We start from the raw sequence: 26,668 nt of genomic DNA, 5'->3' as shown, positions 1-26,668 counted from the left end.
TGAACCGACGCGGCTGATCGCTCCATCGTCGTCTGACCTTGGTGCTCTCCTGCTCGTCCCTCCGGACGATTCCACCATCACCATCCAGATGTGGATCGACGCCACTCCCGCGTACTCCCAAGGCCGTTTGATAGTGGTATGCATCTGCTGGACCTGTGAGCGTTGAGAACCTCCCGCCCCAACCGAAAGCAGACAATGGTCTTTGAGAATCGAGTGACCGCTTCCACCCCAAAGCGATGAACGCCCCCAGTGGATGAGCGAACACAAACTCTCTCCCGGACACGATCGTCTCCCCCGGGCGGGGTCGCCCTCTCCGGCGGTCCGGCCCGCCCCCTGGCTGCCCCCTGCTGATACTCGGAGCGACGCGAGCGGAATGGATAGTGTTGGCCGAAAGCCGACCTCCTGCTACGAAACCATTCGGTCGTCGCTTGCATCGAGCCAACTATCGATCAACTCCAATACCGTCTCCGGCGCTTCGCGATGGGGCACGTGGCCGCAGCCCTTGAGGATGCGGTTGATGGCTGGGCCGTGCGTCAGGTCTGCTATCCGTTGCGGGTGCAGCAGCGAACCGAACTCGTCGTGCTCGCCGTGGATGACTAGGTTCGGGCAGCGAATGCGGCCCAGGGCTTCGTCGAGGTTCCAGCCAGCGAAGCTCGGCGCCAGCCAAGTGTCGATCCAGGCACTCAGCACCCAGGCCGCTTTATCACCGTGGTACTTCTGCAGGCGCTCGAGTTGACCCGGCTCTGCGAACGACTGCTGCGCTGCGCGGATGCCTTGCAGCGTCCGATCTTCGACGAAGGCCTGGGCGGATTCGGTGATCAGGCCCGTGCAATCCTCGAGGAAGCTTGCCGCACAACCGATGGCCATGCCGCCGCCGACGCTGTGGCCAAACGCGACGAAGCGCCCGATCTTCAACTGATTCCGCAGCGCAGTGAAAGCTCCGTGGGCTTCGTCGTGAACGAAGCGCCCATCGAGGTGGCCGGGATGGCGGTCGGATCGACCGAAACCAAGCCGGTCGTAAGCGACCACCTGCCTACCGGTCGTGCGCGCGAGTCGCACCGGAAAGTCGCGCCAAAGTTCGACGCAACCGAGCGAGTCGTGGAACAGAATGATGGGAACGGATTCCCCCGCATCCGTCGCCGGCATCCACGCCTTGGCGTACAACCGTCCTGGGTCGGTATTTATCCAGTGCTCGCGGGTGGGAATGGAGGTCATTAGGTCAGTCGACGATTGCCGGAACAATCAGACCACCCGCTCGACTGCGACCATCGATGACAGCGCCCAACGCGTCGCGGTGAAGAGGGAGGGTTACGGTTCGTTCGTGCCGAAACGGGTTCTGGGCGAGGTTCGAACAAGCGGCAGTGTAACTCCGACGCCGCTGATCAGACCATACGCGGACCGAGATTCCGGGCCTGTTCTTGGTTTCGACTCTGATTTTCCGCCAGCCCTTGGTTCTCGATATCGAGCTTCTGCAGCGACTCGATGACAGGGGTCTTTTCGGCTATAGCCAGCGAGACTTGGGCGCGCTTGTGCGCCGGGTCGCGCAAATCGCCTTGCACGACGAAACAGGTCTCGCCCGGGTTGGCGCCGACGCTGGGCACCACATGATCGACTCGATCCAGGCCGGCTTGCTTCGCCGCTACGAGCAGGTCGAGAGCAATCCGTTCGCCGCCTTCGTCGAACGACCTGCCTTGCTGCTGAAGGATGGCGCCTACACCGTCTCGGATCTTCAGATACATCCCATTGTCAGGATGCCGCGGATCGCGCGGATCACTTGCTCGATGCCTTTCGTCTGGTAAAGGTGGCAAGGTTCCCTTCGACTCCTCGAATGGATTTGACACCTTGTCGGGCAGACGGCGGCTGATTTCCCCGACGAATCCTTGCACTCCGCCTGACAATGCAACTCCGACCGAAGCGCCGCCACGCAGCGCCAGGACATCACCCCTGTACCTATCGAACATTGGCCGATGCTGTTCCGCCAGTTCCAACGCCCTAGCGTCGCCTAGAACGGAATGATCTCGTCGTCCGTTGGAATCTACATCCAGAAAATGATGCATCCGGTGAGAGCCGTTTCCATAGGCGGCAGCTTTCAGCGGATTACGAACATCAAACCGGCTACCGCTGTCCTCATAGCCGACAGCCCTGAGAATGTTCACCTCTACGGGATCTGCATACATCTTGACTTTGCCGAAGTGCCGGCTGCCTGCACTTACGAAATCGCCAGCCATTACGTGGTTGACTATCTGATTGCCGCCTTCATGAATCCTGTATCCAAGCCCCACTGCACCATAAGGGTTGAAGGTCTCTCCGTTCAAATTCAGCTTTGCTGCTGTGATCTGGGCTAGACAACCGCCCAACGAATGACCCGTGACGGTTACCTGCGGAGCAATTCCACTTCGCCCCCCTTGGACGTTCGCGATATCCACGGCATATCGGGTGAACTCGAGCGCATCGCTCGCTTGTCGGTTAACACGATTTGCGACCATTCCACCGTCAGCCAACAAGCCATCCTTGATCGGCTGGTCACCGAACTCGGTGCCACGATGCGCAACAACGATCTCTTTGGTATCCAGGCGCTGGTAAATCGTGCCCTGATAGCCCGAGTCCTTGTTGACGTGAGCGAGGATCGCATACTCGACCCCTCCGATCTTTGCCCTTCTGCTTTCGGGGTCCTCCAGGTCCGGACTCCGATACGCATCGTCGGCCAGATTGGCGTACTGCTGCGTCGTGATGCTCATGGCGGCGCGACTTCAGGTGCCATGCGTATGCTGAAAAGATCATCCCGGAGACCTTCCTTGAACTCCATCGGATCGCCATATCCGTAGTCCGGATAATTCGGCAACTTGGCCTCTTTCGGATAGCCACCACGCCAGTAGTAGATTTTCTTGCTCTTCGATTCACGGATCTCTTCGGCGCTCAGGCTCGCGATGAACCGAGTCTCGCCGTCAGCCCCAGTTGCCTTGAAGATGGTGGTGGCTACGACAGGCTTGAACTTGCATACGCCCTGACCGAAATAGTCCCCATCGAGCAAGCCGTCAAGGGCAACTTCGCCCTTATAGGAACCATCAGAAGCCTTGATAAGCACGATCGGCAAGAAGGTTGAAGTCGGCGTCGTTTGGACGCCAGATGACGGCTCGGCTGGCGGAAGGCAATCCATGTTGATGATGTCGAATTGCATGGTCGCGTCTACGACCGCGAATGCGCCAGGCGCATTGTCCAGAACGACAGAAATCTCACGGCGTTGCTTCGGATCAGGGTTCTTCTTGTACTCGGGCTTGTTGGCGCCGGAGTCACTCGAGCATGCACTGGCCAGAAGAGCGGCTAATAGACTTAGAACGAATCGACATGAAGTTGACATGATCATTTTCCAGACCGGATGGCGGCCTCATTTCTGTGAATAAACCCGCCCGATTCAACGATACGGATAGCCGACATTGATGGACCGGTGTGCGGATGCTTGAGGGATCTCGCAAAGGACTTCTCCTTGTGTCGATTCGATACACCGCTATCGCGGGTTTGGCTTCCGGTCCGTACTGCAATGTGCTTGGTAGTGTGGCCGATGATGCAGGGCCCCTGCGATCCAGCCTAGCAGCGGGCCGCTTGAGCCGGCTATAGGAAAATTCCGATCAGCTGTAGACATTTGCTGCATGCGTGTAGACGAATGGCTACGGTAGGGAGACAGGTCGGCGCGGCTGGGAGTGACGAGACGAAATGGGTCGGGCTTGGTCGCGGCTTGCACCGTTCCTACATTCGGCGGCACCGGAGGTTCCGGCGCGAGCTTTGGATTGCGCGGTCGCGGCTTACGCCGCTCCTACCCTAGGCCATGCTGAAAGTTGCGACGCGAGGTTGCGGGATCGCGGTCGCGGCTTGCGCCGCTCCTACCCTTTGGGCCGCGGGCGTGCCGAGGCGAACTGGCAGGATGCAGTCTAGGTGTGCCGCGGAGCACGCTCAGTCGAGCAAGCCCTTGCGCAGGGCGTAACGCACCAACTCGGCAGTGTTGCGGACGTCGAGTTTGTCGAGCACGCGGGCGCGGTGGTTCTCGGCGGTCTTGGCGCTGATGTCGAGCTTGCGGGCGATCTCTTTGGTGGTCAGGCCTTCGGCGATCAGATGGAACACTTCGCGTTCGCGTGGGGTGAGGCGGCCGTAAGGGTCTTCGACGGTGCGCTCGGGGTGGCGCATCTGTTCGGCCATGGCCTTGGCCGCCTGCGGGCCGAAATAGCTGCGGCCCGCATGCAGGCAGCGCACGGCGGCGAGCAGTTCCGAGGCTGCGCTGTCTTTGACCAGGTAGCCGGAAGCGCCGGCGCGCACGGCTTGCAGTACGTACTCGTCTTCCTGGTGCATGGTCAGCACCAGCACGCGGGTGTCGGGCAGGGCTTCGCGTAAACGCCGCACGACTTCGATGCCGTTGAGGCGCGGCATCGAGATGTCGGCGACGACGATGTCGGGGCGGGTGGCGATGGCTTGGGTGACGGTCTCCAGGCCGTCGGACGCCTGGGCCACGACTTCGATCGCGCCGTCGGCCTGCAACAGGCTGACGAGACTCTCGCGTACGAGAGTGTGGTCGTCTGCGATCAGAACCCGGATAGTAAAACTCGCCATGCGGGCAAGGTGCGCGCCGGCTTCGCCGCCGTCAAGCCTCAGGCGTCGGCGACGGGCGGCAACGGCAGCACCGTGCGCAGGCGCGTGCCTTCGCCGGGCACGGAATGGATTTCGAGTTTGCCGTCGTACAGGCGCAGACGCTCGCGCATGCCGCCGAGGCCGCAGCCGCCGGACGCGGCCACCGCGTCGGGGTCGTAACCGCAACCGTCGTCGACGACTTGCAATTGCAGCAGGCCGCCTCGCGCGACGAGGCGCAAAAGCACACTGCGTGCCTGCGCATGTTTGGCCGCGTTGTTGATCGCCTCCTGGGCGACGCGGAACAGCAAGGTCTGCAGATCGCCGTCGAGCGCCGGCAGCGCTTCGATCTCGATCGCGACGTCCATGCCGCTGGCTTCGCTCTGGCTGCGCGCCAGCCAGCGCAGCGCCGGTTCCAGGCCGAGGTCGTCGAGGATCGGCGGGCGCAGCAGGCGCGAGAGCTCGCGCGTGTCTTCGAGCGTGTCGGCGCACAGCGCGATCGCCGTTTCCAGTCGCGCGCGTTGCTCGGCTGACAAGCCGTCGCCGAGTTGGACCAGGCGGTGCTTGAGGGCGGTGAGGTTTTGGCCGATGCCGTCGTGCAGTTCGCGCGCGAGGCGGCGGCGCTCGTCTTCCTGCACTCGCCACACCGAGCGGCCGAGCCGGCGGAACTCGCGTTCGTTGGCTTCCAGGCGTTGCAGCAGGCTGCGGTATTGATCGCGGATGCGTTCCAGCGACAGGTCTGGCTCGGTGGGATCGGAGCGGCTCATGGCGCCTCCTTGCCTGACGGCGTTTCGATGCGGTCGAAGCCGGCGCGCAGGGCCGGCGGCAATCCGTCGCGCATGGTCTTCAGTGCGGCATCGGCCTTGTTGCGGGCGCTGCGTTCGCCGGCGACGTCGCCGGTCGCTGCGTAGGCGCGCGCGCCGAGACGATGCAGCGCTCGGGCGCGATGGAAGTCGCCGTCGCGCAGGCGCTGCACGGCTTCGCGGTAATGGCCCAGGGCAAGCGCGGGATTGCTTGCGGCCAGGGCCTGCCGCATCGCCAACTCCAGCCAGGCCAGCCGCAAGCCGGCGTGACCGAGGCTGGCGGTGGCGCGGTCGAGCGAGGGATCAACGCGCTCATTGGCGGCCTGCTCCAGCGCGATCTGCAGTTGCAACTGGCGCACGCCGGAGGCCTCGGCGAGTTGCCGGGCCTGGCGCAAGGCGGGGCCGGCCTGCGCCGCGCGTTGCCCGCGCGCGGCCAGCTGCGCTTGCAGCAGATAGGCGATCGCGCGTTGTTCGCTGGACGCTTGTGCGAGCGGTTTGTCTTGCTCGTCGAGCAAACGCCGGGCCTCGACCAGGGCCTGCGCTTGCATCAGGGCTTGGACGCGCAGCAGGTCGACATCGACCTGGCCGCGCGCGTCTTCGCGTTGCCGGAACAGCTCGCCGGCCTGGCGCGCCTGATCGATCGCCGCAGCGTAATGGCCTTGCAGCAGTTCCAGTTCGGCGAGGTTGCGGCGGCTCACCGCGACCTCTTCCAACATCTGCTGCTGTTCGGCGGCGCTCAAGGAATGCTGCAGCAGGCGGCGCGCCTCGCCCCACTGACCGCGCGCCGTCGCAAGCAGGCCGAGATTCTGTTCGGTGCGGATGCGCCCGGTCTGTTCGCCGAGCGCAGCATAAGCCTCGGCGGCCTGCTGCCAATACACCTGGGCGTCGTCGTAGGCGCCGAGTTGATAGTCGGCGAAGCCGATGTTGTTGAGCGCCTGCGCGGTGCCGTGCGGGTCCTCCACCTGACGCCAGGCCTGCAAAGCGCGACGGAACGCGTCGAGCGCGCCGGGGTAGTCGCCGCGCTCCTCGGCGAGCAGGCCGAGTTCGTTTTCGACCGCGGCCAAGCCGGCGCGATCGTCCAGCTCGACATGCAGCGCGCGCGCCTGCGCCAACGCGGCAGCGGCCTCGTCGAACTTGCCGGTGGTGGCAAGCACGTTGGCGAGGTTGCGCAAGCTGGTCGCCACGCCTCGGCGGTTGCCGAGCGCACGCCGCAGCTCCACCGCCTTGCGGTATTGCTCGGCGGCGTCGGCCGACTGGCCGAGACGGCCGTAGCCGACGCCGAGCGCGTTGACCGTTTCGGCTTCGCCGCCGAGGTTGCGGCTGCGCTTGAACAAGACCAGCGCGCGCACGAGGTAGTCGTCGACCGCGCGCCGCGCCTGCCCCTGCAGGATCGAAAACTTGCCGAGTTCGAACCACACCCGCGGGTCGTCGCCGTCGCGCTCGGCCAGGCGCAGCAAGGCGGCGACGGCGGCCTTGAAATCGCCGCCGGCGCCGAGGCCGCGGGCGAGGTTGAGTTCGGCGTAGGTGTCGTCCGGGGTCTTGGCCAACCACTCGCGCCAGGCCGCGACGGCCTTGGGCGGGTCGCCTTGCAGCAGGGCATGTTCGGCATCGAGCCGGCGCCGCAGGCGTTCGCCGATGCCGGCCACGGCCTGGCCGCGTTCGATCGCTTCGAAGGCGGCGTCCTGCTCGCCGATGGCGAGGGCGGCTTCGCCCTGCGCGAGCCAGGCCATGGCGTAATCGGGCGCGGCGGCGGTGGCGAGGCCGAACTGGGTCAGCGCATCGCTCAAGCGGCCTTGGCGACGCGCCAGCAGGCCGGCGCCATAGGCATCGAGCGCCTTGCCCGTATCGGGCAAGGCCAGCGCGATCGCCGACGGCAAGGCCAGCGCGCGCACGGTGTCCGGCTTCGCCGCCCAGGCCTGCAAGGCCGCGGTCGGGTCGGCGGCAAGCGGCCCGGCGAGGGTCTGCGCCGGGGCGCCGCCGACACGCAGTTCGGCGTCGATGCGCCAACGGCCGTCGCGCTCGACCAAGCGCGGCTGCAACACGCGCCGCGCCGCGGCGAGCCGGCTCAAGGCGGCGCTATCGGGTACGGCGTTGCCGGTCGGGTCGAGTTGCCGCAGTGCCTGCACGGTGCGTTCTTCATCGACCACCGCGACACCGGGCGATGCCGCGAGCGCATCGCGCAAATGCGCGCCCAAACCGAGCAGACGCGGCGCCAGCGCATCGTCGCCGGCATGGCGGATCGGCAAGACCAGCAGACGGTCCAGGGGCGCCGAGGCCATCTGCACCGGTGCGCTGTCGCGCTGCCACCACCACGCGCCGGCGCCGGCGAGCAAGGCCAGTGCGGCGGCCGCGGCCAGCCAGAGGGCGCGCGTGGAACGACCGCCTTCGCGATAGCCGTCGCGAGGCACTTCTTTGGCGTCGAGCGCGGCGATCACCGCGGCCGCGTCCTTGAAGCGGTGCGCCGGTTGCGGCCGCAGCAGCTTGTCGACCAGGCGCGCGATCCAGGCCGGCAGTTCGGCGCGCTGCGCGGTCACCGGCGGCGGTGTGCGCAGCATGCGTTGCGCCAGCACTTCGCTGACCGTGCCGCCGGCGAACGGCAGCTTCCCGGTCAGCATTTCGTAGAGGATCAGGCCGAGCGCATACAGATCGCTGCGCGCATCGAGCGCTTCGCCGCGCGCCTGCTCCGGCGACAGATAGTCCGGCGTGCCGATCACCGCGCCGGACTGGGTCAGGCCGCTGCTGGCGAGCGAGCGCGCCACGCCGAAATCGCTGATGTAGGCATTGCCTTGCGCATCCAGCAGCACGTTGGCCGGCTTGAGGTCGCGGTGCACCACGCCCTTGGCGTGCGCCGCGGCGAGGCCTTCGGCGAGTTGACGGGCGATGCGCAGGGCGCTGTCGACGGCGAACGGCCCGTCGCGGTCGAGGCGGCGATCGAGCGATTCGCCGTCGACGAAATCCATGCTGATCAGCCAACGGCCTTCGTGCTGCGCCAGATCGTGGATGCGCACGACGTGGGCGCTGGACACTTGCCGCGCCAGCAGCAGTTCCTGACGGAAGCGTTCGAGCGCATCCGGGCGGTGCATCAGTTCCGGGCGCAGCAGTTTCAGCGCGACCTGGATGTCCAAGGCGAGGTCGGTGGCGCGATAGACCACGCCCATGCCGCCGACGCCGAGCATCGACTCGATGCGGAAGCGCCCGGCCAGCACGCTGCCCGGCGGCAGATCGGCGTGTCGATAGAGACCGGTGGCGGTCGCGTCGTGCCCGGCACCGCCGGAGGCGCTCATCCCGCCTCCCCGAACTGGGCGGCGACGATGCGCTCCCACTGCGGCGCGGCCGGCTGGGCATCGAGCCATTCGCTGGTACGGCGCACGGCGATCCATACCGCCGCGCCTTCGGCGAAGGCTTCGAGCAATTCCAGGTCGAGGGTGGTGATCGCCGGCCCCGGGCGCACGCGATCGGCGTACAGCACGCCGAGGGTTTGTTCGCCGTCGAGCAGCGGCAGGCATACCAGGGTGTTGATTCCGGCCGCGACCACCGAGGCGCGCGTCGCCAGCCAGGCTTCGCTGCGGACATCGTTGGCGACGACCGCGCGGCGTTGCTGCAAGGCCCGCCGCACCGCGCCGACGCTGCCGGAGAATTCGCGCGCGCCGAGCCGGCCCGGGTCGAGCGCCAGGCTGCTGTGCACCTTATAGCCGTCACCGTCGCCGGCTTCGAACAGGACGAAACCGCGCTCGCATTGGGCCAGGTCCAACACCGCGCGCAGGCTGCCGTCGAGCAAGTCGTCGAGCCGGGTCAGGCCTTGCAGCCGCATCGTGTGTGCGGTGGCCGCGGCGCGGCGCAGCGACTGGCCCTGTTCGCCGGCGGCGATCTCGGCGGCGCTGAGCGGCGCGAATTCGCAATGCACGTCGCCGAAGCGCAGCCAATACGGCTCGGTCATGACCAGTTCGTCGACCGCGAGGCCGTCGGCGAAGCTGCCGTTCTTGCTGCCGAGGTCGCGCAGGCGCCAGCCGTCGGCTTCGCCACGCAGTTCGGCGTGGCGGCGCGAGATCGAAGGGTGCGCGATGACCAGGTCGCAGTCGGGCGCGCGGCCGATACTCAACGCGTCGCCCGGCCGCAATGACCGGACGACCGCAGCGTGATCTGGCGGATAGGCGATCAGGCGCGCCTGCATCGGATCATCTTAGCGTCGCCGATGCGGGAAAGGCAGGCGCGACGGCGCAAAGCGCAAGCCGCCGATGACGCGGTGTGCTTATTGGCCGAAGTCGCGCAGGTAGGCGACGCTGAACTTCAGCGTCGCGGCCCCCGCGATCAGTTCGCCGGCATGGTTGTCGAGGTCGCGGGCGGCGCGCCACTGGTCGGCGAGCGGACTGCCGGCGCGGGCGACGGCGCGGGCGCGGAACGCATCCAGCGCCGCGATCGCATCGGCGTACTCGGCCGCGGCGACGGCGGTGGCGACGGTGTCGAGCCAGGCATCGAACGCCGCCTGCTCGGCCAAGGGCAGTTGATCGACACGGGCGCGCAGCCAGGCGATCTTCTGGGCGATCACGCTGCCGGTGGCGCGCAGGTCCGACAGCACCAGGAACTGCGAGAAACCGCCGGTGGTGCCGCGCGCGCGCACGCTGCCCGGAGCGATTTCGTCGGAGATGTCGCGGAAGTTGCCGCCCAGCGGGGCCTTGAACAAACGATACGAGCTGCCCGCGCTGTAGCTCAGCGCATGGGTATGCACCTCGACCCGCACGCTGCGGCGGAAGCTGAGCCCGCCGAGCGCCGGCGGCTCGATGGTGATCAGCAGCGGAAAGGCCGGGTCGAGCGGGGTCAGGCCGAGGCCAGGCAGGCGCGCGAGCAGGGCGCTGTCGCTGAGGCTGACCAGCTGGGCGCTGACCCCCAGGCTGGACGCCTGCAGGCCGCTGGCATCGTCGAAGGTCAGGGTGAGGTCGGCGACCGGCTGGGTGGGATCGCCGACCACGATGGTGGCGGTGTTGCCGGAAGCGTTGACGGTGACCGGCAACGATTGCGCCGATGCGACCGCGCTGGATACGAACAGGGCGGCGGCTGCCAGCAGCCTCGACGCCAACGCCAACTTCCCCATCGCTTACTCCGGCGTACGACCACGCGGAGAGGCAGGCTAAACCGAAATGTGACGTGTGTCTCTAGGGGATTTCCCTCAGCGCCGTCCCCAGGAAGCTGACTGGGGGTTTTCCGCGCTTGCCGCTGAAGGGAATCCCGGATGCCCCGACCGCCGCGGCCGGTTCATGTTCGGCCGACACGGCCATCGGGTCATTAGGGAGTCTTCGCTCGCATGAATCGCACTCGTCGCAAGGCACTGAAACTGTCCGCCCTGTCTTTGGGCCTGCTGAGCAGCGGCCTGGCCCTGGCCGAGGCCCGGCTCGATCCGCAGTTGCTGTCGAAGCTGAATTCGACGGCCACGAACGAGCCGCTGCAGATCGTGGTCAGCTACAAGCAAACCGGCCCGGTCACGACCGGCCAGGTCGCCGCTCTGCAGGCGCTCGGCATCGCCAAGGGCATCCGCATGCGCAGCCTGCCGATCGCCGGCGCCCTGGCGACCGGGGCGCAGATCCGCGCCCTCGCGCAACGCGACGATATCGCCGCGATCCATTTCAACCGCAGCCTGCGCTACTACAACGCCGACGCGCGCCGTCTGTCCGGCGTCGACCGCCTGCAGGCGGCGCCCTCGCTCGGCTACACCGGTCGCGGCGTCACCGTGATGGTCAACGATTCCGGCATCGACGCCACTCACGACGACCTGAAATTCGGCAACCACGTGGTCGAGAACGTACAGGCGCTGACCAACCTGGCTTCGGTGACCGGTTTCGGCCCGGCGACTTACCTGGAAGGCCAACTCAATACCGACCTCAGCTCCGGCCACGGCACCCATTGCGCCGGCAGCGTCGGCGGCAGCGGCGCGCGTTCGGGCGGCCAGCAGCGCGGCGTCGCCCCGGCCGCCGACCTGGTCGGCTACGGTTCCGGCGCGGTGATCTCGATCCTCGATGCGGTCGGCGGCTTCGACTACGCCATCGCCAAGCAACACGCGTTCAATTCGCCGATCAAGGTGATCTCCAATTCCTGGGGCAGCAGCGGCGCCTTCGACCCCACCGACCCGGTCAACCTCGCCAGCTATGCGGCGTACAAGAAGGGCATCGTCAGCGTGTTCGCCGCCGGCAACGACGGCCCGGCCGAAAACACCCACAACCCTTACGCGCAGGCGCCGTGGGTGATCTCGGTGGGCGCCGGCGAGAAGGACGGCACGCTGGCCGACTTCTCCTCGCGCGGCCAGCGCGGCGAAAGCGACAGCTTCACCATGAGCGACGGCTCGCACTGGACCTACGTCAACCAGCCGAGCCTGGTCGCGACCGGCGTCGATGTCGTGTCCGCGCGCGCCTTGACCGGCGCCTTGCCCTTGTTAGCCACGCCGCAGGATGCCGCCCTCGGCCTGCAGGCGCCGTTCTACACCCACATGAGCGGCACCTCGATGGCGACGCCGCATGTCGCCGGTATCGTCGCGCTGCTGTTCGAGGCCAACCCCGGGCTGAGCCCGCTCGAGGTCAAGCAGGTGCTGCAATCCACCGCCGACCCGATGGCCGGACGCCAGCCTTACGAGGTCGGCAGCGGTCATGTCGATGCCTACGAGGCGGCCCAGGTCGCACAGGGGCTGTAGCACGGCGGCAGGCCCCTGCCGCGGCAGCGCGGTAGGGGCCGTCGCACGGCCTTGCTCGGCCCTCGGCACCTGAGGGTTTCTCCCCAGCCGGGTTAGGGGGAAGTCCCGATGCGATCGCCCCGGGCGGCTGCGAATACTCCGGACACGCCTCACGTCCTGGGCGTTTCCGGAGCCATTCGACCATGTCATCGCGAATTCCCCGTAAGACCTTCCGCGTCTGCGCCATCGCCGTCGGCGTACTCGCCAGCGGCGTCGCCTTGGCCGACGCCCACCTCGACCCGCAGTTGCTCAAGCGCATGGCCGCCGTCGCCGGCACCGAGCCGCTGCAGGTGGTGGTCAGCTACAAGCAGTCCAGCCCGGTGACCCCGGCCCAGGTCGCGGCGCTGCGCGCGCTCGGCATCGACCAGGGCGTGACCATGCGGACCCTGCCGATCGCCGGCGCCCTGGCGACGCCGGCGGAGATCCGCGCCTTGGCCCAGCGCGACGACGTCGCCTCGATCTACTGGAATGCGCCGCTGCGCTACTTCAACAAGGAAGCGCGCGAGATCACCGGCGCCGCCCGCACCGTCGACAACCCCGGCGACTACGTGCGCGCCGTGCCGTTCAGCGGCGCCGGCGTCACCGTGGTGGTCAACGACTCCGGCATCGACGCCACCCACGACGACCTCAAGTTCCGCGAGCACGTGGTCGAGAACACCCTCGGCACCACCAACCTCAACTCGCTCGACTCGATGCTGCCGATCTCCTACACCGAGGGCGTGATCAACACCGACCTCGGTTCCGGCCACGGCACCCATTGCGCCGGCACCATCGGCGGCAACGGCGCCCGCTCCAACGGCCTGTACCGCGGCGTGGCGCCGGGCGCGGACCTGGTCGGTTACGGCTCGGGTGCGGTGCTGCTGATCCTCGATGCGGTCGGCGGCCTCGATTACGCCGCGACCAAGCAGTTCAGCTTCGATCACCCGATCCGCGTGACCAGCAACTCCTGGGGCAGCAGCGGCAAGTTCGATCCGCTCAACCCGGTCAACGTTTCGACCTACGAGCTGTACAAGCGCGGCATCGTCAGCGTGTTCGCCGCCGGCAACGACGGCCCCGGCGAAGACACCCACAACCCCTACGCACAGGCGCCGTGGGTAATCTCGGTCGGCGCCGGCGAGAAGGACGGCGTGCTGACCGGCTTCTCCTCGCGCGGCAAGCGCGGCGAGAGCGGCAGCTTCACCATGCCCGACGGCCGCCAGTGGACCTACGTCAACCAGCCCACCATCGTCGCGCCGGGCGTGGACATCGTCTCCACGCGCGCGCTGACCGGCGCCCTGCCGGCGACCGAAGCGCAGCACGACGCCGAAACCCTGGCGCCGGCCTATCTGGCCCACTACACCCACATGAGCGGCACCTCGATGGCGACGCCGCACGTCGCCGGCATCGTGGCGCTGATGCTGGAAGCCAATCCGAACCTGACCCCGGCGCAGATCAAGGACATCCTCGAGCGCACCTCGACCAACATGACCGGCCGCCTGGCCTGGGAAGCCGGTGCCGGCCACGTCAACGCCTACACCGCGGTCGCCGAGGCCGCCGCGCTGCGCTACGGCTTCGGCGCCACGGTCAACCCGCTGCGTGCGTTCAACGCCAACGCGATCCTGTCCGGCGGCGTGCCGAACCTGCCGTTCTCGGTCGACTTCGCACCGGTCGGCACGGTCGAGGAACAAAGCTTCACCGTCGCCAGCGACATCGCCTGGGTCGCGGCCCGCGCCACCATCGGCGAGAACACGCTGGCGGTGGTGCTGACCGATCCGGACGGCATCAAGTACGGCTCCTCGATCGCCCTGCCGGTGCTCGGCGACACCGTCACCACCGGCGCGCCCGGCAAGCCTGGCCTGTGGAAGGTCAGCGTGCGCGGCGTCGGCTCGGTGTCCGGCACCAACCTCGACCCGGCCAAGGTCACCAACGGCTACGGCCTGCCCGGCACGGTCGATGGCGAAATCAGTTTCCTCAAGAGCGGCGGCTACACCGGCATGGGCGATGTCGCCACCCACCCGGCGCGCTCGGCGATCGAATTCGCCGTCGCCAACCGCTTGGTCGACGGTTACTCGGACCAGCAGTTCCGCCCCGATGCCACGCTCAAGCGCAGCGAACTGGCGCAATACCTGTTGATGGGCCAGAGCGTGCGCCAGTACCTGCCGTTCAACGGCCGCTCCAGCTTCAGCGACCTCTCGCCCGGCGACGCGCGTTACGCCTATGCCGAATCCGCGGTCGCCAACGGCGGCGCACTGCGCGACCTGAGCCAGTCGCAGGACGGCGTGATGGGCACGCTCAACGGCGCGTTCCGCCCGAACGACAGCGTCAGCCGGGTCAGCCTGGCCTATTCGCTGGTGCAGAGCCTGGCCTTGCAGAGCGAAGCGCGCGCGTTCAACGGCCAGCTGACCGCGTTCTACGACGGCAAGCGCATTGCCGTCGACGATGCGGCGTCGATCCCGGCCAGCCTGCGCGGTTACGTGCAGTTGGCCCTCGACCGCGGCCTGATCAACGCGCGCTTCGCCGTCACCCAGGGGCCGTTCGACCTGCAGCCGACCCTGCACGCCTACTTCGACCCCGGCAAGACGGTGACCCGCGCCGCCTTCGCGGTCGCCGCAGGCCGTTACCTGGTCGCCTACCAGAGCGCCCAGGACTGAGCTGCGAGGCAGGCAGGGAAGTTTGACGAGCGGCCCGGGAAACCGGGCCGCTTTGCTGTCGGCCGCATCCGGCATTACGACTGCAACGCGGCGCGCGACGCGATCGCGCATCGGCATTGCGGCACGGGCAGATCGCGCCGTTCGCGGTTGCGCCTACAATCGGCGGATGGATCATCAACTCATCATCAAGTTCTGGCGCAAGTCCCTGGCCGACGAGGCCTTCCTGGCGACGATCGAGGCCGAGTTGAAGGCCGCGCTGGGCGATACGGTCGAGCTGGAGGGTTACGACGTCAGCGCGAAAGAGATCAATCTGTTCATGCTGACCGCCGACCCGCGCCATAGCTTCCGCCGCGCCAAGGACGTGCTGGAACGCCTGGGCCTGATCCAGGGCATGTCGGCCGCGCATCGCCTGGTCGGCGGTGCGCGCTTCACTTCGCTGTGGCCGCTGCGCGCGATGCGCAAGTTCACCCTGCCCTAGCGTCTGGTTGCGAGGACGTCGTCGTCCGTGTTCGCAGTACGCACGCCTCGTCGCGCGCACCGCTGCTTTCCTTGAGCCGCCATCGCAAGCGGGCGCGCCATCGCGCTTCGTGTCGCACGAGTGCGCAGGCGCCGTAGCCGGGTGTGATCGCGATCCGGGTTTTCGCGATCGCGATCTTGCCGCCGCGGTTGATCTCCAGTCCCGCTCGCGGTTCGCGAGGACAGCGACGCAGGGCGATTTGTCCTGACGCATGAGCCCGGCTACGATGCCGCGGGATCGTCGGCCTTGGGGAAGGCCGGCCCGACTGCCCGGTCTTGCCCCGCAGTCCCACTCTCTGGGTAGCACGCATCGACATCATGGCGACGCGCTTCATCATCGAAGACACCGATCACGCGCAATCGCTGAGCCAACACGGCTCGCTGGCCGAGGCGTGGGTGGAGTTACGGCGCTTGTCGGGCATTCCCTGGGACCAGGCGCCGAACATCGCGCCGTGCACGGGTTGGCGCACCTGCGGCCGCTCCTACGAGATCATCGAATTCGACACCTCGCTGGACCCGTGGCGCGAAGTACAGCGCGTGTCCGGTTTCGGCATACGCGCGCTCGGCGTGGTGTGGGCGCCGGATGCGCAACGCGACGAGCCCTGAGTCGCCCGCGTTTCAATCCACCAGGAAACCGCCGGTGAGATTGAGGATGCCGCCGGTCATCGCCGAGGCGCGATCCGAAGCCGCGTAGACCGCGCTGCCGGCGATGTCGGCGAGCGTCGGCAAACGCTTGAGCAGGGTGCTCTCGGCCGCGCCCTGCAGCATCGCTTCGACCGAGATGCCGGCCTGGTCGGCAAGCGGCTGGAACACCTCGCGGCTGTGCGAACCCGCGTCCAGCGCTTCGGGGATCGCATGCGAACGCAGACAGACGGTGCGAATACCGCGCCCGCCGAGTTCGCCGGCGAGATGGCGCGACATCGCTTCGACACCGGCGCAGGCGACGCAATGGCCCAGATAGCCGGGACCGGTCATGCGCGCGACCGGCGTGACCAGGCTCAGGATGACGCCGCCGCGTTCGCCCATGTGGCGCGCGGCCGCCTGTGCGGTCAGATAGTTGGAGCGGATGTACGAGTGGACCGGATACTCGAAGTCGGCCAGCGGCAGTTCGGCGAACGGCACGCCCTGCACGTGCACGAAGGCCACCGCGTTGAAAACGATATCGATGGCGCCCGCCTTCGCCGCGACCGCCTCGGCGTGGCGCTCGACGGCACCGGCATCGAGCGCATCGACCTGCGCGCTTTCGGCCACGCCGCCGGCGTCCGCTATGTCCGTCACGACCGCATCGAGACGCGCCTGGCTACGGCCGGCGAGGAACAAGCGAGCGCCTTCGCGCGCGAACGCACGCGCCACCGCGCCGCCGATCGCGCCGCCACCGCCGTGGATCACCGCGACCTTGCCTTCGAGTTCCCGCTTCATTGCGCCTCCGTTGAACCGCATCGCGATCGTCGCGCGTGCGCGCCGACCGCGACTGCGCGGCGGCGCATTGAGGCGGCCAGCTAACACCCGCGCCGCGCGGTTTTCAAGTTTGTGCGCGGGTTGCGGTTTCGCGGATCAGGCTTCTTCCCAGCTGATCCGCACCTCGTGCTTGCCGAGGATGAGGCGATATTCGAACGAAAAACTTTCCCCCGGGTCGAGCGAGCCGACCAGTTCGATGCTGCCGTCGTCCAAGGTCTTGGTTGCATACGCGCCGGCCTGCACCAAAGCCTGCAGACGGCGTGCAGCCGCCGGCTGCCAGTACTTCGAGACCGCGGCGAACAGGCGCTCGATGGCGACTTCACGGGAAGGTGCGGACGCGCCGGGCGCATAGACCAGACTCACCGTCGTGCCGTAATGCAGGCAACCGCCGCTGGCGACCGTGACCGTCTCGCCGTTGCGCAGTTTCCAGATGGCGGTGCCGGTGGCGGCATCGAGTCGGCCGCCGTGGCGCGCGGCGATTTGTTGCATGCGCTTGGCCAGATAGTCCTGGTCGAAGTCGCATTCGATGTCCTGCGCGGCTGCGGGCAGCGCGATTACGAGCATCGCCAACGACAGCATCCAGCGGGTCGAGCGATTCATGCCGCTTCCTTTCTCGATGGCGGTCCATTGATGGCGCGACTATGCCGGCAGCTGCGTTGCCGATTCAATGGCCGTCCGCGGCAACTCGCATCGCGCCGACGGGCGGCGAGCGTGGCCGCGCAACGGACGCTCGTTACCGCGCCTGGGCTTCGCAGTAACGCTTGAGCACCGCCAGGGTGACTTCCCAGTAGAAATTCATGTGGCCGTAGACCGCATAGTGGCCGAGATTGCTCAGGCTCAGCTCGAGTCGCGTGCCGTGGTCGCTCGGATGCAGCCGCAATGCGATGCCGACGTGGTTCTCGGGCGCGTCGGCGAGCGCTCGCCGCGACAGCGAGCTCCAATGGCTGTATTCGAGGACGCGCCCGGCTTCGAAGACGCGAACGATGCCGCTGTTCTCGAAGCGCAGCCGTCCGTGCAACACGCCGCGGATCACGATCGGGCTGCCGATGGCCCAGTCGGTGACGACTTCGAGCGTCTCCTCCGACATCCACGCCGGCATGCGCACAGGATCGGTCAGCGCCTGCCATACCGTCGTCGGCGCGGCCTGGATGTCGATGCTTTTGGTTACCTGGTCGGGGAAACTCGGGTGGCCGTCCATCGTCTGCGGATTCCCTGCGACGGTTCGAGTGCGCGCAAGCGGCGAGCGGTGGTCGCCGGTGAACCCGCTTACTCGACCTCTTCCGGCGGCGGCACGATCGCGCTGGGATCGAGGGCGAGACGGCCGGCGATCAGCACCGCCTGGGTGCGGTTGTTGGCGCCGAGCTTGCGCAGGATCGCGGTGACGTGGGCCTTGACCGTCGCTTCGGAGACGCCGAGTTCGTAGCCGATCTGTTTGTTGAGCAGGCCGGCGCCGAGCATCTGCAGAACGCGGAACTGCTGCGGGGTGAGGTCGCGCAGGCGTTGCGCGGCTTCGTGTTCGTCGGCATTCGCGGCCGGCGCGGCGAAGGCGGCGGCCGGCGCCCAACGGTCGCCGTCGAGCACCGTGGTCAGCGCCGCGCCGAGCGTCGCCGCGTCGGCGGACTTGGGAATGAAACCGACCGCGCCATGATCCAGCGCGCGGCGCATCGTCGCCGGCTCCTCGCGCGCCGACACCACCACGATCGGCAACTGCGGATGCAGCGCACGCAGATGCACGAGCGCGCTGAAGCCTTGCGCGCCGGGCATGTTGAGGTCGAGCAGCAACAGATCGGCGTCGGATTCGGCCTCGACCAGCGCGTACAGCGCATCGACGCTGTCGGCTTCGCGCAGGGCCGCGTCCGGCAGCACCCGCGCGACCGCGCCGCGCAAGGCTTCGCGGAACAGCGGGTGGTCGTCGGCGATCAGCAGGGTCGGCATGGGGCGGGCCTGGTCGGGGGAAGGGTGCTGCGGACGACGTACATGGCAGGAATCTTACGTCGTACAGGGGGTTCGTCCGCTATTGGACGATGGGTGAAGGCGGGTGAAATGTGGGTATGCATTCGTATGAACCCAGTCTCAAAACGCCCGCGCGCCGCCTGCGAGGCGACGCCAGCGCCGCCGAACAGCGGTTGTGGCGGCTGTTGCGGCGCAAGCAGATGCTCGGCGTGCAGTTCTACCGGCAGAAGCCGTTGCTGCGTTATATGGTCGACTTTTATGCGCCGGCGGCGGGGCTGATCGTCGAAGTCGATGGCTCGCAGCACGCCACCGATTCAGGCCTGGCGGCGGATGCGCGGCGGACGGCTGCGTTGGAGAGGCTGGGGTTGCAGGTAATCCGGTTCGACAACCTGCAAGTGCTCAGGGAAACGGCTGCGGTGATGGAGGAGATATATCGCGTCGTGTCCGAGCGTTTGCCTGGGATCGTGAGTCACGATTGAAGGCAAAAAGCCGAAGCAAATCCCCCCTACCCCCCTTTTTCAAAGGGGGGAGGCGATAGGCGGTGATTCATCGACTGGGTGATTCACGAGTGAGGCCACGGGGAGCCTCGCTTTGCTAGCTCATGCTCAAGCTGGCGCTGGCATTGGTGTTGCCGTGCTGTTGCTGTCCCCCCTTTGAAAAGGGGGCAGGGGGGATTTGCTGTTGCTGTTGCTGTTGCTGTTACCCCATCGGCACGGCCGCACAACGGCCGTGCCCGCTGGCAACGCGCGCTTACCGCCCCAGTCGCTCGCTCACGAGGCTCTCGACCACCGACGGGTCGGCGAGCGTGCTGGTGTCGCCCAACTGATCCGGCGCGTTCTCGGCGATCTTGCGCAGGATGCGGCGCATGATCTTGCCCGAACGGGTCTTCGGCAGGCCCGGCGCCCACTGCAGATGGTCGGGCGTGGCGATCGGGCCGATCTCCTTGCGCACCCAGGCCACCAGTTCCTTGCGCAATTCGTCGTTCTGCGCTTCGCCGGCGATCAGGGTCACGTAGGCGTAGATGCCCTGGCCCTTGAGGTCGTGCGGGAAACCGACCACCGCCGCTTCGGCGACCTTGGGGTGCGAGACCAGGGCGCTCTCGACTTCGGCGGTGCCGATGCGGTGGCCGCTGACGTTGATGACGTCGTCGACGCGCCCGGTGATCCAGTAGTAGCCGTCGGCATCGCGGCGGCAGCCGTCGCCGGTGAAGTAGCTACCGGGGTAGGTCTTGAAATAGGTCTCGATGAAACGCGGGTGGTCGCCATAGACGGTGCGCATCTGCCCCGGCCAGGAATCCTTCAGCACCAGATTGCCTTCGGCCTCGCCTGCGAGCTCGCCGCCGTTGGCGTCGACCAGGGCCGGCTGCACGCCGAAGAAGGGCTTGCTCGCCGAACCGGGCTTGAGGTCGATCGCGCCGGCCAACGGGGTGATCAGGATGCCGCCGGTCTCGGTCTGCCACCAGGTGTCGACGATCGGGCAACGCGAATCGCCGACCACCTCGTAATACCAACGCCAGGCTTCGGGGTTGATCGGCTCGCCGACCGTGCCGAGCAGACGCAACGAGGCGCGCGAGGTCTTCTTGACCGGCTCGTCGCCGTCGCGCATCAGCGCACGGATCGCGGTCGGCGCGGTGTAGAAAACGCTCACTTTGTGCTTGTCGATCACGTTCCAGAAACGCGACACGTCCGGATAGTTCGGCACGCCCTCGAACACCAGCGCGGTGGCGCCGTTGGCGAGCGGGCCATAGACGATGTAACTGTGACCGGTGACCCAGCCGACGTCGGCGGTGCACCAGTAGATGTCGTCTTCGCGCAGGTCGAACACCGCCTCGTGGGTGAAGCTGGCATAGACCAGGTAACCGCCGGTGGTGTGCAGCACGCCCTTGGGCTTGCCGGTGCTGCCGGAGGTATAGAGGATGAACAACGGGTCTTCCGCGTTCATGCGCTCGGGCTCGCAGGTTTCCGGCTGGCCTTCGACCACTGCGTCGTACCAGCGGTCGCGCGGCATCTGCATGTCGACCGCGGCGCCGGTGTGGCGCACCACCAGCACGGTTTCGACCGAGTTGGTGCCGGGCAGCTTCAGGGCCGCATCGACGTTGGCCTTGAGCGGAATCTTCTTGCTGCCGCGCAGGCCTTCGTCGGCGGTGATGACGAGCTTGCTGGCGCAGTCGGCGACGCGGTCGGCGATCGAGTTCGGGGCGAAGCCGCCGAACACCACCGAGTGGATCGCGCCGACCCGCGCGCAGGCGAGCATCGCCACCACGGCCTCGGGAATCATCGGCAGGTAGATGGTGATGCGGTCGCCCTTCTTGACGCCGAGGTTACGCAGCGCATTGGCCAGGCGGCACACGCGCGCATGCAGCTCGCGGTAGCTGATGTGCTCGGCCGGCAGGCTCGGGTCGTCGTGCTCGAACAGCAGCGCGGTCTTGTCGCCGCGCTCGGCCAGATGGCGGTCGAGGCAGTTGACGCTGGCGTTGAGCTCGCCGTCCTCGTACCAGTGGATGTGGAAGTCGGCCAGATCGAAGCTGACGTTCTTGATCTTGGTCGGCGCCTTGAACCAGTCCAGGCGCTTGGCCACGCCGCCCCAGAACGCGTCCGGGTCGGCGACCGATTCGGCGTAGAGACGTTCGTAGTCTTCGCGCCGGTAGCGCGACTTCGCAGCGAAGTCCGCGTCGGTCGGGTAGACGGTGACGGGGTGAGTCATGAGTGGGGGCTCCGTAAGACGGCTGGGATTCGGGATTGGGGATTCGAGAATCGACCAAGCCATCATCGCAGCTTACGAATCCCGAATCCGCAATCCCCGCCCTCGACCCGTCGGGCTTCCCAGTTTGCCGCATTCATCGCGACCGCCGCTGCGGCACCCATTTAGACCTTGGTCGTAACTTGGCCGTAAATGGAGAACTGAATCGCGCCGTTACGACCAATGGCGAATGGTGAAGCCGTCTCGGCCGCGCGCAGGCTGGCCGCAGCCGCACGTACCGCGCGGCGTTCCTCGGGAGGGAATCATGACGTTCACTAGTGTGCTCACACGCACGGCACCGCGGCGCGCGGCGATGCGACGGCGGCCCCTGGCCGCGGCCTTGCTGGTCGCCCTGGCGCTGCCCGGCCTGGCTTTCGCGCAGACGGCAAAGGAAAAAGAACTAGAAACGCGCGTCGCCGAACTCGAACGCATGGTCCAGCAACTGGTCTCACAACAGCAGCAGGTGCAGACCCAGGTCACCGAGGTCAAGGCCGCACAGGCCGCCGCGCCGGCCGCGGTCGCGGCGACGCCGGCCAAGCCCGGCATCCAGAGCACGCCGATCTCGACCGCCGGCAACCCCGGCACCCGTTTCAGCTACGGCGGTTTCATCAAGCTCGACGCCTCGGTCACCCAGACCAACGACGGCGACATCGCCGACGGTTCGGTCGGACGCCTGTTCTACGTGCCCAAGGCGATTCCGGTCGGCGGCGCGGCCACCCGCGAAGGCGGCAGCGACACCGACATGGGCGCGAACTTCTCGCGCTTCTGGTTCGCCGCCGACACCGACCTGGAAAGCGGCGACAAGCTCAAGGGCTATCTGGAATTCGACCTCTACGGCGGCGGCAGCACCGCCTTCACCGGCAGCGAGGTCGCCACCAACACTTACGCGCTGACACTGCGCCAGGCCTACGTGACCTGGAACAAGTGGATGGCCGGCCAGGCCTGGTCGAACTTCCAGGACACCGCGGCGTTGCCGGACACGGTCGACTTCCTCGGCCCCACCGAGGGCACGGTGTTCGTGCGCCAGGCGCAATTGCGCTACACCAGCGGCCCGTGGTCGTTCTCGATCGAAAACCCGGAAACCGTGTACACGCCGTTCCGCGGCAACATGGCCCAGGTCGCCGGCGACGACGGCGCGGTGCCGGACGTGACCGCGCGCTACACCGCCAAGGGCGACTGGGGCCACTTCAGCGTCGGCGCGCTCGCCCGCCAGCTCAAGTATCAGTCCGGTCGCATCAACGACAGCAACACCGGCTACGGCCTGAGCCTGTCGGGCAAGTGGAACCTCGGCGCCAAGGACGACCTGCGCTACATGATCACCACCGGCAGCGGCATCGGCCGCTACGTCGGCCTGGCGCTCAACAACGATGCCGTGCTCGACGCCAGCGGCGACCTGGAGAACATCGACCTGGTCTCGGGCTTCGTCGGCTGGCGCCACGCGTTCACCCCGAAGCTGCGCGGCAACCTGTTCTATTCGCGCGCCGAATACGACAACAAGACCGCATTGACCGGCCTGGGCATCACCAAGTCGGCGCAATCGGCCCACATCAACCTGATCTATACCCCGATCCCGAAACTCGACCTGGGTGCCGAGTACATCTGGGGCCAGCGCGAGATCGAAAGCGGCGACCGCGGCGAGATCAACCGCCTGCAGACCCACGTCAAGTACAGCTTCTGATCGGAAAGTCGCGACAGCAACATAGAAAGAATTACCCCGGCGGGCCCCGGCCCGCTCCTCTCCACTGTTCGGGGGAACAGACATGTCCAGCATCACCGCAAACGCAGCGCCGCACACCGCGCCGCTGACCAAGGACCACAAGAAGGTCATCTTCGCTTCCAGCCTCGGCACCGTGTTCGAGTGGTACGACTTCTACCTCTACGGTTCGCTCGCCGTGATCATCGGCAAGCAGTTCTTCGGCGGTTTGAACGAGACCAGCCAGTTCATCTTCGCCCTGCTCGCCTTCGCCGCTGGTTTCGCGGTGCGGCCGTTCGGCGCGCTGGTGTTCGGCCGCCTCGGCGACATGATCGGACGCAAGTACACCTTCCTGGTCACCATCGTGATCATGGGCCTGGCGACCTTCCTGGTCGGCATCCTGCCCAGTTACGCCACCCTGGGCATCGCCGCGCCGGTCATTCTGATTACCTTGCGGCTGTTGCAGGGCCTGGCGCTCGGCGGCGAGTACGGCGGCGCGGCGACCTACGTCGCCGAGCACGCGCCCAACGGCAAGCGCGGCCTGTACACCAGCTTCATCCAGACCACCGCGACGCTCGGTCTGTTCCTGTCGCTGCTGGTGATCTGGGCCTGCCGCAATTACCTCGGCAAGGAAGATTTCGAGTCCTGGGGCTGGCGCATCCCGTTCTGGTTCTCGGTGATCCTGCTCGGCGTGTCGGTGTGGATCCGCATGCAATTGGCCGAATCGCCGCTGTTCCAGCAGATGAAGGCCGAAGGCAAGACCTCCAAGGCGCCGATCACCGAGAGCTTCTTCTCCAAGAACGGCAAGATCGCCCTGTTCGCCCTGCTCGGCGCCACCGCCGGCCAGGCCGTGGTCTGGTACGGCGGCCAGTTCTACTCGCTGTTCTTCCTCACCAAGACCCTCGGCATGGACCCGAACCAGGCCGATATCTTCATCGCGATCGCCCTGGCCCTGGCCACCGGCGGCTTCATCTTCTTCGGCTGGCTGTCGGACAAGATCGGCCGCAAGAAGATCGTGCTGGCCGGCTGCCTGATCGCGGTGTTCACCTACTTCCCGGTGTTCAAGGCGCTCACCCACAACGTCAACCCGGCGCTGGAAGCCGCGGTCGCGGCATCGCCGGTCACCGTCACCGCCGATCCGGATCGTTGCGCGTTCCAGTTCGACCCGGTCGGCAAGGCGACCTTCAAGCAGTCCTGCGACATCATCAAGTCGGCGCTGGCCAAGAAGGGCATTCCCTACGTCAACGCGGCCGGCCCGGCCGGCAGCGTCGCCACGGTCAGCATCGGCGGCGCCAGCCTGAGCAGCTTCGAAGGCGAATCGCTCGACGGCGCCGCCTTCAAGACGCAGTCGGAAGCCTTCGGCAAGCAATTGACCGAAGCGCTGCAGACCGCGGGCTATCCGGCCAAGGCCGACCCGGCGCAGATCAACAAGCCGATGGTGATCGCGCTGCTGACCTTCCTGGTGCTGCTGGTGACGATGGTCTACGGCCCGATCGCCGCCTGGCTGGTCGAGTTGTTCCCGACCCGCATCCGCTACACCTCGATGTCGCTGCCGTACCACATCGGCAACGGCTGGTTCGGCGGCTTCCTGCCGTTCACCGCGTTCGCCATCGTCGCCGCCACCGGCAACATCTACAGCGGCCTGTGGTATCCGATCATCGTCGCCGCCATGACGGTGGTGATCGGCGCCTTGTTCCTGCCGGAAACCAAGGACCGCGACATCACTGCATAATCTCTCCGCCCACTAGCGCTGCAAAGACGACGCCGGCCTAGCGCCGGCGTCGTCTTTTGCGCTGCCGCCCTGCGCTGCGGGTTCGCGGCTTGACAGGGTTTCGCGCCGCGACCAACACTCGGCCGCGGCTTGCACGCGCAAACCCGACCGCCGCTGCCTCCTTGCCGGAACCGATGCCGATGGAATCCCTTGCCGCCCTGCTCGCCGACGTTCGCGCGTGCAGGCTGTGCGCCGCGCATCTGCCCGATGGCCCGCGGCCGGTGCTGCAGATGAGCGCGCAGTCGCGCATCCTGATCGCCGGACAGGCGCCCGGCCGCAAGGTGCACGCGAGCGGCCTGCCCTTCGACGATGCCAGCGGCGAACGCCTGCGCGCCTGGCTCGGCCTGGATCGCGAACGCTTCTACGACGCTGACCAGGTGGCGATCCTGCCGATGGGCTTCTGCTATCCCGGCACCGCGAAGTCCGGCGACCTGCCGCCGCGCCCCGAGTGCGCGCCGGCCTGGCGCCGGCGTCTGCTGGCGCAGTTCCAGCGGCTGCGCCTGACCCTGGTCATCGGCCAGTACGCGCAGGCCTATCACCTGCCCGGCGCCGGCGGCACGCTGACCGCCGCGGTCGCGTCCTGGCGCGAGCGCTGGCCGCATACGGTGGCGCTGCCGCATCCGAGCCCGCGCAACAATCTCTGGCTCAAGCGCAACCCCTGGTTCGAACGCGAGCTGGTGCCGGCCATCCGCGAACGCGTCGCGCAGGCGCTGTCCGAAGACGCTTGAGCGCGCTCTGCAGCGCAGGCTGCGCCGACGCTCACTGATAAACGAACTTCGGCATCTCCCACTCGTAGCGGATCGCCAACAGGCGGAAGGAGAAACCGCCGCCGAGACAGAGCAGCACGGCCAGGTTCTCGGCGACGCCGAAGCGCAGCATCGCCAGATAGGCCACGCCGGTCAGCAGCGAAATCACCGCGTACAACTCGCGCTGGAACACCAGCGGGATCTCGTTGCACAGCACGTCGCGCAACACGCCGCCGAACGCGCCGGTCAACATGCCGGCGATGACGACGATGACCGGGGCGTGCCCGCCTTCGCGCGCGACCGAACAGCCGATCAGGGTGAAGGCGATCAGGCCGAGCGCATCCAGCCAGAGGAAGGCGCGGCGCAAGCGGTGCAGTCTCTTGGCCAGGAAGGTCGCGGCGATCGCCGCGCCGATGGTGTAGCCCAGGTACTCGGGATGCCGCACCCAACCGAGCGGGTAGTGGCCGAGCACGATGTCGCGCAGCGAGCCGCCACCGAGCGCGGTGACGCTGGCGATGATGACGACGCCGAACAGGTCCATGCGCCGCTTGCCGGCGGCGAGCGCGCCGGTCATGGCTTCGGCGCTGATGGCGATGAGATAGATCAGTTGCAGCAACACGGCGGTTCTCCGTCGGGCGGGCACGAATGAACCGCGGCCGGGCACGAAGACGCGGACGCGCCGCTGCGATGAGGACGAGCGGCCGGACAGCACGGCAAGCGCAGGCGCGGCCGTGAGCCGCATGCGCTTGCCTGTCTCCGTGGCCCGAAGGCCGCGGTGCCGCTCCCGCTGTCCTTTTACCTGAGAGTTTGGGCGGCGCGCTGTCGCGACAGCGGCCGCTTGCCCCTTCGGTGGGCCGCGTCGCGGCCTCTCTCCAGATCGGCGTGTTCGTTGCAGTGTTCCGGCCGATGAAGGGCCGAGCCTGAACGATTATGGGAGCCTGCGCCTTCGGCGGGCAGCGGCCTTCGGCCGGCGCCACTCTTCTGCAACGGGGGCATGGTAGCAGTCGGGTGGCGCATCCAAACCGGGGCT

General features: G+C 67.2%; 22 protein-coding genes and 1 riboswitch. Of the genes, 8 read left to right on the top strand and 14 right to left on the bottom strand.

From position 1 onward, the window contains the following. Nucleotides 1-405 precede the first annotated feature (405 nt). From EX88_RS0103610 to EX88_RS0103570, 8 genes are all read right to left on the bottom strand, one after another. On the bottom strand, nt 406-1,215 hold the full coding sequence (locus tag EX88_RS0103610) for an alpha/beta fold hydrolase (protein ID WP_031370641.1): 810 nt from the start codon (nt 1,213-1,215) through the stop codon (nt 406-408). Between the two features lie 167 nt (nt 1,216-1,382). Beyond that, nucleotides 1,383-2,738 (bottom strand): XVIPCD domain-containing protein, encoded by a 1,356-nt coding sequence (locus EX88_RS25065; protein ID WP_081930595.1) that lies wholly within the window; start codon nt 2,736-2,738, stop codon nt 1,383-1,385. Next, a complete protein-coding gene (locus EX88_RS0103595) occupies nt 2,735-3,358 on the bottom strand; it encodes a hypothetical protein (RefSeq protein WP_152566081.1) in 624 nt (207 codons plus the stop codon). Before EX88_RS0103595 ends, EX88_RS25065 begins: the two co-directional genes overlap by 4 nt. 590 nt (nt 3,359-3,948) lie before the next feature. After that, nucleotides 3,949-4,599 (bottom strand): response regulator, encoded by a 651-nt coding sequence (locus EX88_RS0103590; protein ID WP_031370637.1) that lies wholly within the window; start codon nt 4,597-4,599, stop codon nt 3,949-3,951. Between the two features lie 38 nt (nt 4,600-4,637). Further along, nucleotides 4,638-5,381 carry a sensor histidine kinase gene (locus tag EX88_RS0103585; RefSeq protein ID WP_036147955.1) on the bottom strand — a complete coding sequence of 248 codons (744 nt, stop codon included), beginning with the start codon at nt 5,379-5,381 and terminating at the stop codon, nt 4,638-4,640. After that, entirely contained in the window at nt 5,378-8,701 is a 3,324-nt protein-coding gene (locus EX88_RS24280) for a serine/threonine-protein kinase (RefSeq protein ID WP_051884400.1), read from the bottom strand. The genes EX88_RS0103585 and EX88_RS24280 overlap by 4 nt, the downstream gene beginning before the upstream one ends. Beyond that, entirely contained in the window at nt 8,698-9,588 is an 891-nt protein-coding gene (locus tag EX88_RS0103575) for an FHA domain-containing protein (RefSeq protein WP_051884398.1), read from the bottom strand. The genes EX88_RS24280 and EX88_RS0103575 overlap by 4 nt, the downstream gene beginning before the upstream one ends. 78 nt (nt 9,589-9,666) lie before the next feature. Next, nucleotides 9,667-10,506: a DUF6689 family protein gene (locus EX88_RS0103570; RefSeq protein ID WP_031370633.1), complete on the bottom strand. Its 840-nt coding sequence runs from the start codon at nt 10,504-10,506 to the stop codon at nt 9,667-9,669. Between the two features lie 210 nt (nt 10,507-10,716). On the opposite strand from EX88_RS0103570, the gene EX88_RS0103565 reads away from it, so the two are divergent. The 4 genes from EX88_RS0103565 to EX88_RS0103550 all read left to right on the top strand — a co-directional run bounded on the left by EX88_RS0103565 (nt 10,717) and on the right by EX88_RS0103550 (nt 15,884). Continuing rightward, the gene (locus tag EX88_RS0103565; protein WP_031370632.1) at nt 10,717-12,093 is read left to right on the top strand and encodes a S8 family peptidase; all 1,377 of its coding nucleotides are present in this window, start codon (nt 10,717-10,719) and stop codon (nt 12,091-12,093) included. Nucleotides 12,094-12,275: 182 nt separating this feature from the next. Continuing rightward, nucleotides 12,276-14,762 carry a S8 family peptidase gene (locus tag EX88_RS0103560; RefSeq protein ID WP_031370631.1) on the top strand — a complete coding sequence of 829 codons (2,487 nt, stop codon included), beginning with the start codon at nt 12,276-12,278 and terminating at the stop codon, nt 14,760-14,762. A gap of 166 nt (nt 14,763-14,928) precedes the next feature. Next, entirely contained in the window at nt 14,929-15,240 is a 312-nt protein-coding gene (locus EX88_RS0103555) for a hypothetical protein (RefSeq protein ID WP_031370630.1), read from the top strand. 356 nt (nt 15,241-15,596) lie between these two features. Further along, nucleotides 15,597-15,884 carry a hypothetical protein gene (locus tag EX88_RS0103550; protein WP_031370629.1) on the top strand — a complete coding sequence of 96 codons (288 nt, stop codon included), beginning with the start codon at nt 15,597-15,599 and terminating at the stop codon, nt 15,882-15,884. A 12-nt stretch (nt 15,885-15,896) separates the two neighbouring features. On the opposite strand, the gene EX88_RS0103545 is transcribed toward EX88_RS0103550, so the two are convergent. The 4 genes from EX88_RS0103545 to EX88_RS0103530 all read right to left on the bottom strand — a co-directional run bounded on the left by EX88_RS0103545 (nt 15,897) and on the right by EX88_RS0103530 (nt 18,671). Beyond that, on the bottom strand, nt 15,897-16,697 hold the full coding sequence (locus EX88_RS0103545) for an SDR family NAD(P)-dependent oxidoreductase (protein WP_031370628.1): 801 nt from the start codon (nt 16,695-16,697) through the stop codon (nt 15,897-15,899). A 135-nt stretch (nt 16,698-16,832) separates the two neighbouring features. Further along, nucleotides 16,833-17,336: a hypothetical protein gene (locus tag EX88_RS0103540; protein ID WP_031370627.1), complete on the bottom strand. Its 504-nt coding sequence runs from the start codon at nt 17,334-17,336 to the stop codon at nt 16,833-16,835. Nucleotides 17,337-17,469: 133 nt separating this feature from the next. Continuing rightward, entirely contained in the window at nt 17,470-17,934 is a 465-nt protein-coding gene (locus EX88_RS0103535; protein ID WP_036147953.1) for an SRPBCC family protein, read from the bottom strand. A 68-nt stretch (nt 17,935-18,002) separates the two neighbouring features. Then, nucleotides 18,003-18,671, bottom strand: a complete 669-nt coding sequence (locus EX88_RS0103530) for a response regulator transcription factor (RefSeq protein ID WP_031370625.1) — start codon at nt 18,669-18,671, stop codon at nt 18,003-18,005. A gap of 116 nt (nt 18,672-18,787) precedes the next feature. Here EX88_RS0103530 and EX88_RS0103525 point away from each other — a divergent pair, with 116 nt between their 5' ends. Beyond that, nucleotides 18,788-19,168, top strand: coding sequence for an endonuclease domain-containing protein (locus tag EX88_RS0103525; protein WP_031370624.1), 381 nt, complete (start codon nt 18,788-18,790; stop codon nt 19,166-19,168). A gap of 271 nt (nt 19,169-19,439) precedes the next feature. Here EX88_RS0103525 and acs read toward each other — a convergent pair whose 3' ends face one another. After that, entirely contained in the window at nt 19,440-21,392 is a 1,953-nt protein-coding gene (gene acs / locus EX88_RS0103520) for an acetate--CoA ligase (RefSeq protein WP_031370623.1), read from the bottom strand. Nucleotides 21,393-21,693: 301 nt separating this feature from the next. Here acs and EX88_RS0103515 point away from each other — a divergent pair, with 301 nt between their 5' ends. From EX88_RS0103515 to EX88_RS0103505, 3 genes are all read left to right on the top strand, one after another. Continuing rightward, nucleotides 21,694-23,106, top strand: a complete 1,413-nt coding sequence (locus tag EX88_RS0103515) for a DcaP family trimeric outer membrane transporter (RefSeq protein WP_051884394.1) — start codon at nt 21,694-21,696, stop codon at nt 23,104-23,106. An 82-nt stretch (nt 23,107-23,188) separates the two neighbouring features. Then, on the top strand, nt 23,189-24,853 hold the full coding sequence (locus EX88_RS0103510; protein ID WP_031370621.1) for an MFS transporter: 1,665 nt from the start codon (nt 23,189-23,191) through the stop codon (nt 24,851-24,853). Between the two features lie 179 nt (nt 24,854-25,032). Beyond that, nucleotides 25,033-25,620 carry a uracil-DNA glycosylase family protein gene (locus EX88_RS0103505; RefSeq protein WP_031370620.1) on the top strand — a complete coding sequence of 196 codons (588 nt, stop codon included), beginning with the start codon at nt 25,033-25,035 and terminating at the stop codon, nt 25,618-25,620. A gap of 31 nt (nt 25,621-25,651) precedes the next feature. On the opposite strand, the gene EX88_RS0103500 is transcribed toward EX88_RS0103505, so the two are convergent. Beyond that, entirely contained in the window at nt 25,652-26,257 is a 606-nt protein-coding gene (locus tag EX88_RS0103500) for a trimeric intracellular cation channel family protein (RefSeq protein WP_031370619.1), read from the bottom strand. Between the two features lie 160 nt (nt 26,258-26,417). Further along, a riboswitch (glycine riboswitch) is annotated at nt 26,418-26,524 on the bottom strand. Between the last annotated feature and the right edge of the window lie 144 nt (nt 26,525-26,668).

Source organism: Lysobacter antibioticus (assembly GCF_000731095.1).
GTDB classification, from domain to species: domain Bacteria; phylum Pseudomonadota; class Gammaproteobacteria; order Xanthomonadales; family Xanthomonadaceae; genus Lysobacter; species Lysobacter antibioticus_B.
The sequence above is the reverse complement of the archived record's forward strand: the minus strand, read 5'-3'. Positions and strand labels throughout refer to the sequence as shown.

Coding starts and splice junctions, on each gene's coding strand:
- EX88_RS0103610 (WP_031370641.1), bottom strand. CDS start 1,215: ATGACCTCCATTCCCACCCGCGAGCACTGGATAAATACCGACCCAGGA.
- EX88_RS25065 (WP_081930595.1), bottom strand. CDS start 2,738: ATGAGCATCACGACGCAGCAGTACGCCAATCTGGCCGACGATGCGTAT.
- EX88_RS0103595 (WP_152566081.1), bottom strand. CDS start 3,358: ATGTCAACTTCATGTCGATTCGTTCTAAGTCTATTAGCCGCTCTTCTG.
- EX88_RS0103590 (WP_031370637.1), bottom strand. CDS start 4,599: ATGGCGAGTTTTACTATCCGGGTTCTGATCGCAGACGACCACACTCTC.
- EX88_RS0103585 (WP_036147955.1), bottom strand. CDS start 5,381: ATGAGCCGCTCCGATCCCACCGAGCCAGACCTGTCGCTGGAACGCATC.
- EX88_RS24280 (WP_051884400.1), bottom strand. CDS start 8,701: ATGAGCGCCTCCGGCGGTGCCGGGCACGACGCGACCGCCACCGGTCTC.
- EX88_RS0103575 (WP_051884398.1), bottom strand. CDS start 9,588: ATGCAGGCGCGCCTGATCGCCTATCCGCCAGATCACGCTGCGGTCGTC.
- EX88_RS0103570 (WP_031370633.1), bottom strand. CDS start 10,506: ATGGGGAAGTTGGCGTTGGCGTCGAGGCTGCTGGCAGCCGCCGCCCTG.
- EX88_RS0103565 (WP_031370632.1), top strand. CDS start 10,717: ATGAATCGCACTCGTCGCAAGGCACTGAAACTGTCCGCCCTGTCTTTG.
- EX88_RS0103560 (WP_031370631.1), top strand. CDS start 12,276: ATGTCATCGCGAATTCCCCGTAAGACCTTCCGCGTCTGCGCCATCGCC.
- EX88_RS0103555 (WP_031370630.1), top strand. CDS start 14,929: ATGGATCATCAACTCATCATCAAGTTCTGGCGCAAGTCCCTGGCCGAC.
- EX88_RS0103550 (WP_031370629.1), top strand. CDS start 15,597: ATGGCGACGCGCTTCATCATCGAAGACACCGATCACGCGCAATCGCTG.
- EX88_RS0103545 (WP_031370628.1), bottom strand. CDS start 16,697: ATGAAGCGGGAACTCGAAGGCAAGGTCGCGGTGATCCACGGCGGTGGC.
- EX88_RS0103540 (WP_031370627.1), bottom strand. CDS start 17,336: ATGAATCGCTCGACCCGCTGGATGCTGTCGTTGGCGATGCTCGTAATC.
- EX88_RS0103535 (WP_036147953.1), bottom strand. CDS start 17,934: ATGGACGGCCACCCGAGTTTCCCCGACCAGGTAACCAAAAGCATCGAC.
- EX88_RS0103530 (WP_031370625.1), bottom strand. CDS start 18,671: ATGCCGACCCTGCTGATCGCCGACGACCACCCGCTGTTCCGCGAAGCC.
- EX88_RS0103525 (WP_031370624.1), top strand. CDS start 18,788: ATGCATTCGTATGAACCCAGTCTCAAAACGCCCGCGCGCCGCCTGCGA.
- acs (WP_031370623.1), bottom strand. CDS start 21,392: ATGACTCACCCCGTCACCGTCTACCCGACCGACGCGGACTTCGCTGCG.
- EX88_RS0103515 (WP_051884394.1), top strand. CDS start 21,694: ATGACGTTCACTAGTGTGCTCACACGCACGGCACCGCGGCGCGCGGCG.
- EX88_RS0103510 (WP_031370621.1), top strand. CDS start 23,189: ATGTCCAGCATCACCGCAAACGCAGCGCCGCACACCGCGCCGCTGACC.
- EX88_RS0103505 (WP_031370620.1), top strand. CDS start 25,033: ATGGAATCCCTTGCCGCCCTGCTCGCCGACGTTCGCGCGTGCAGGCTG.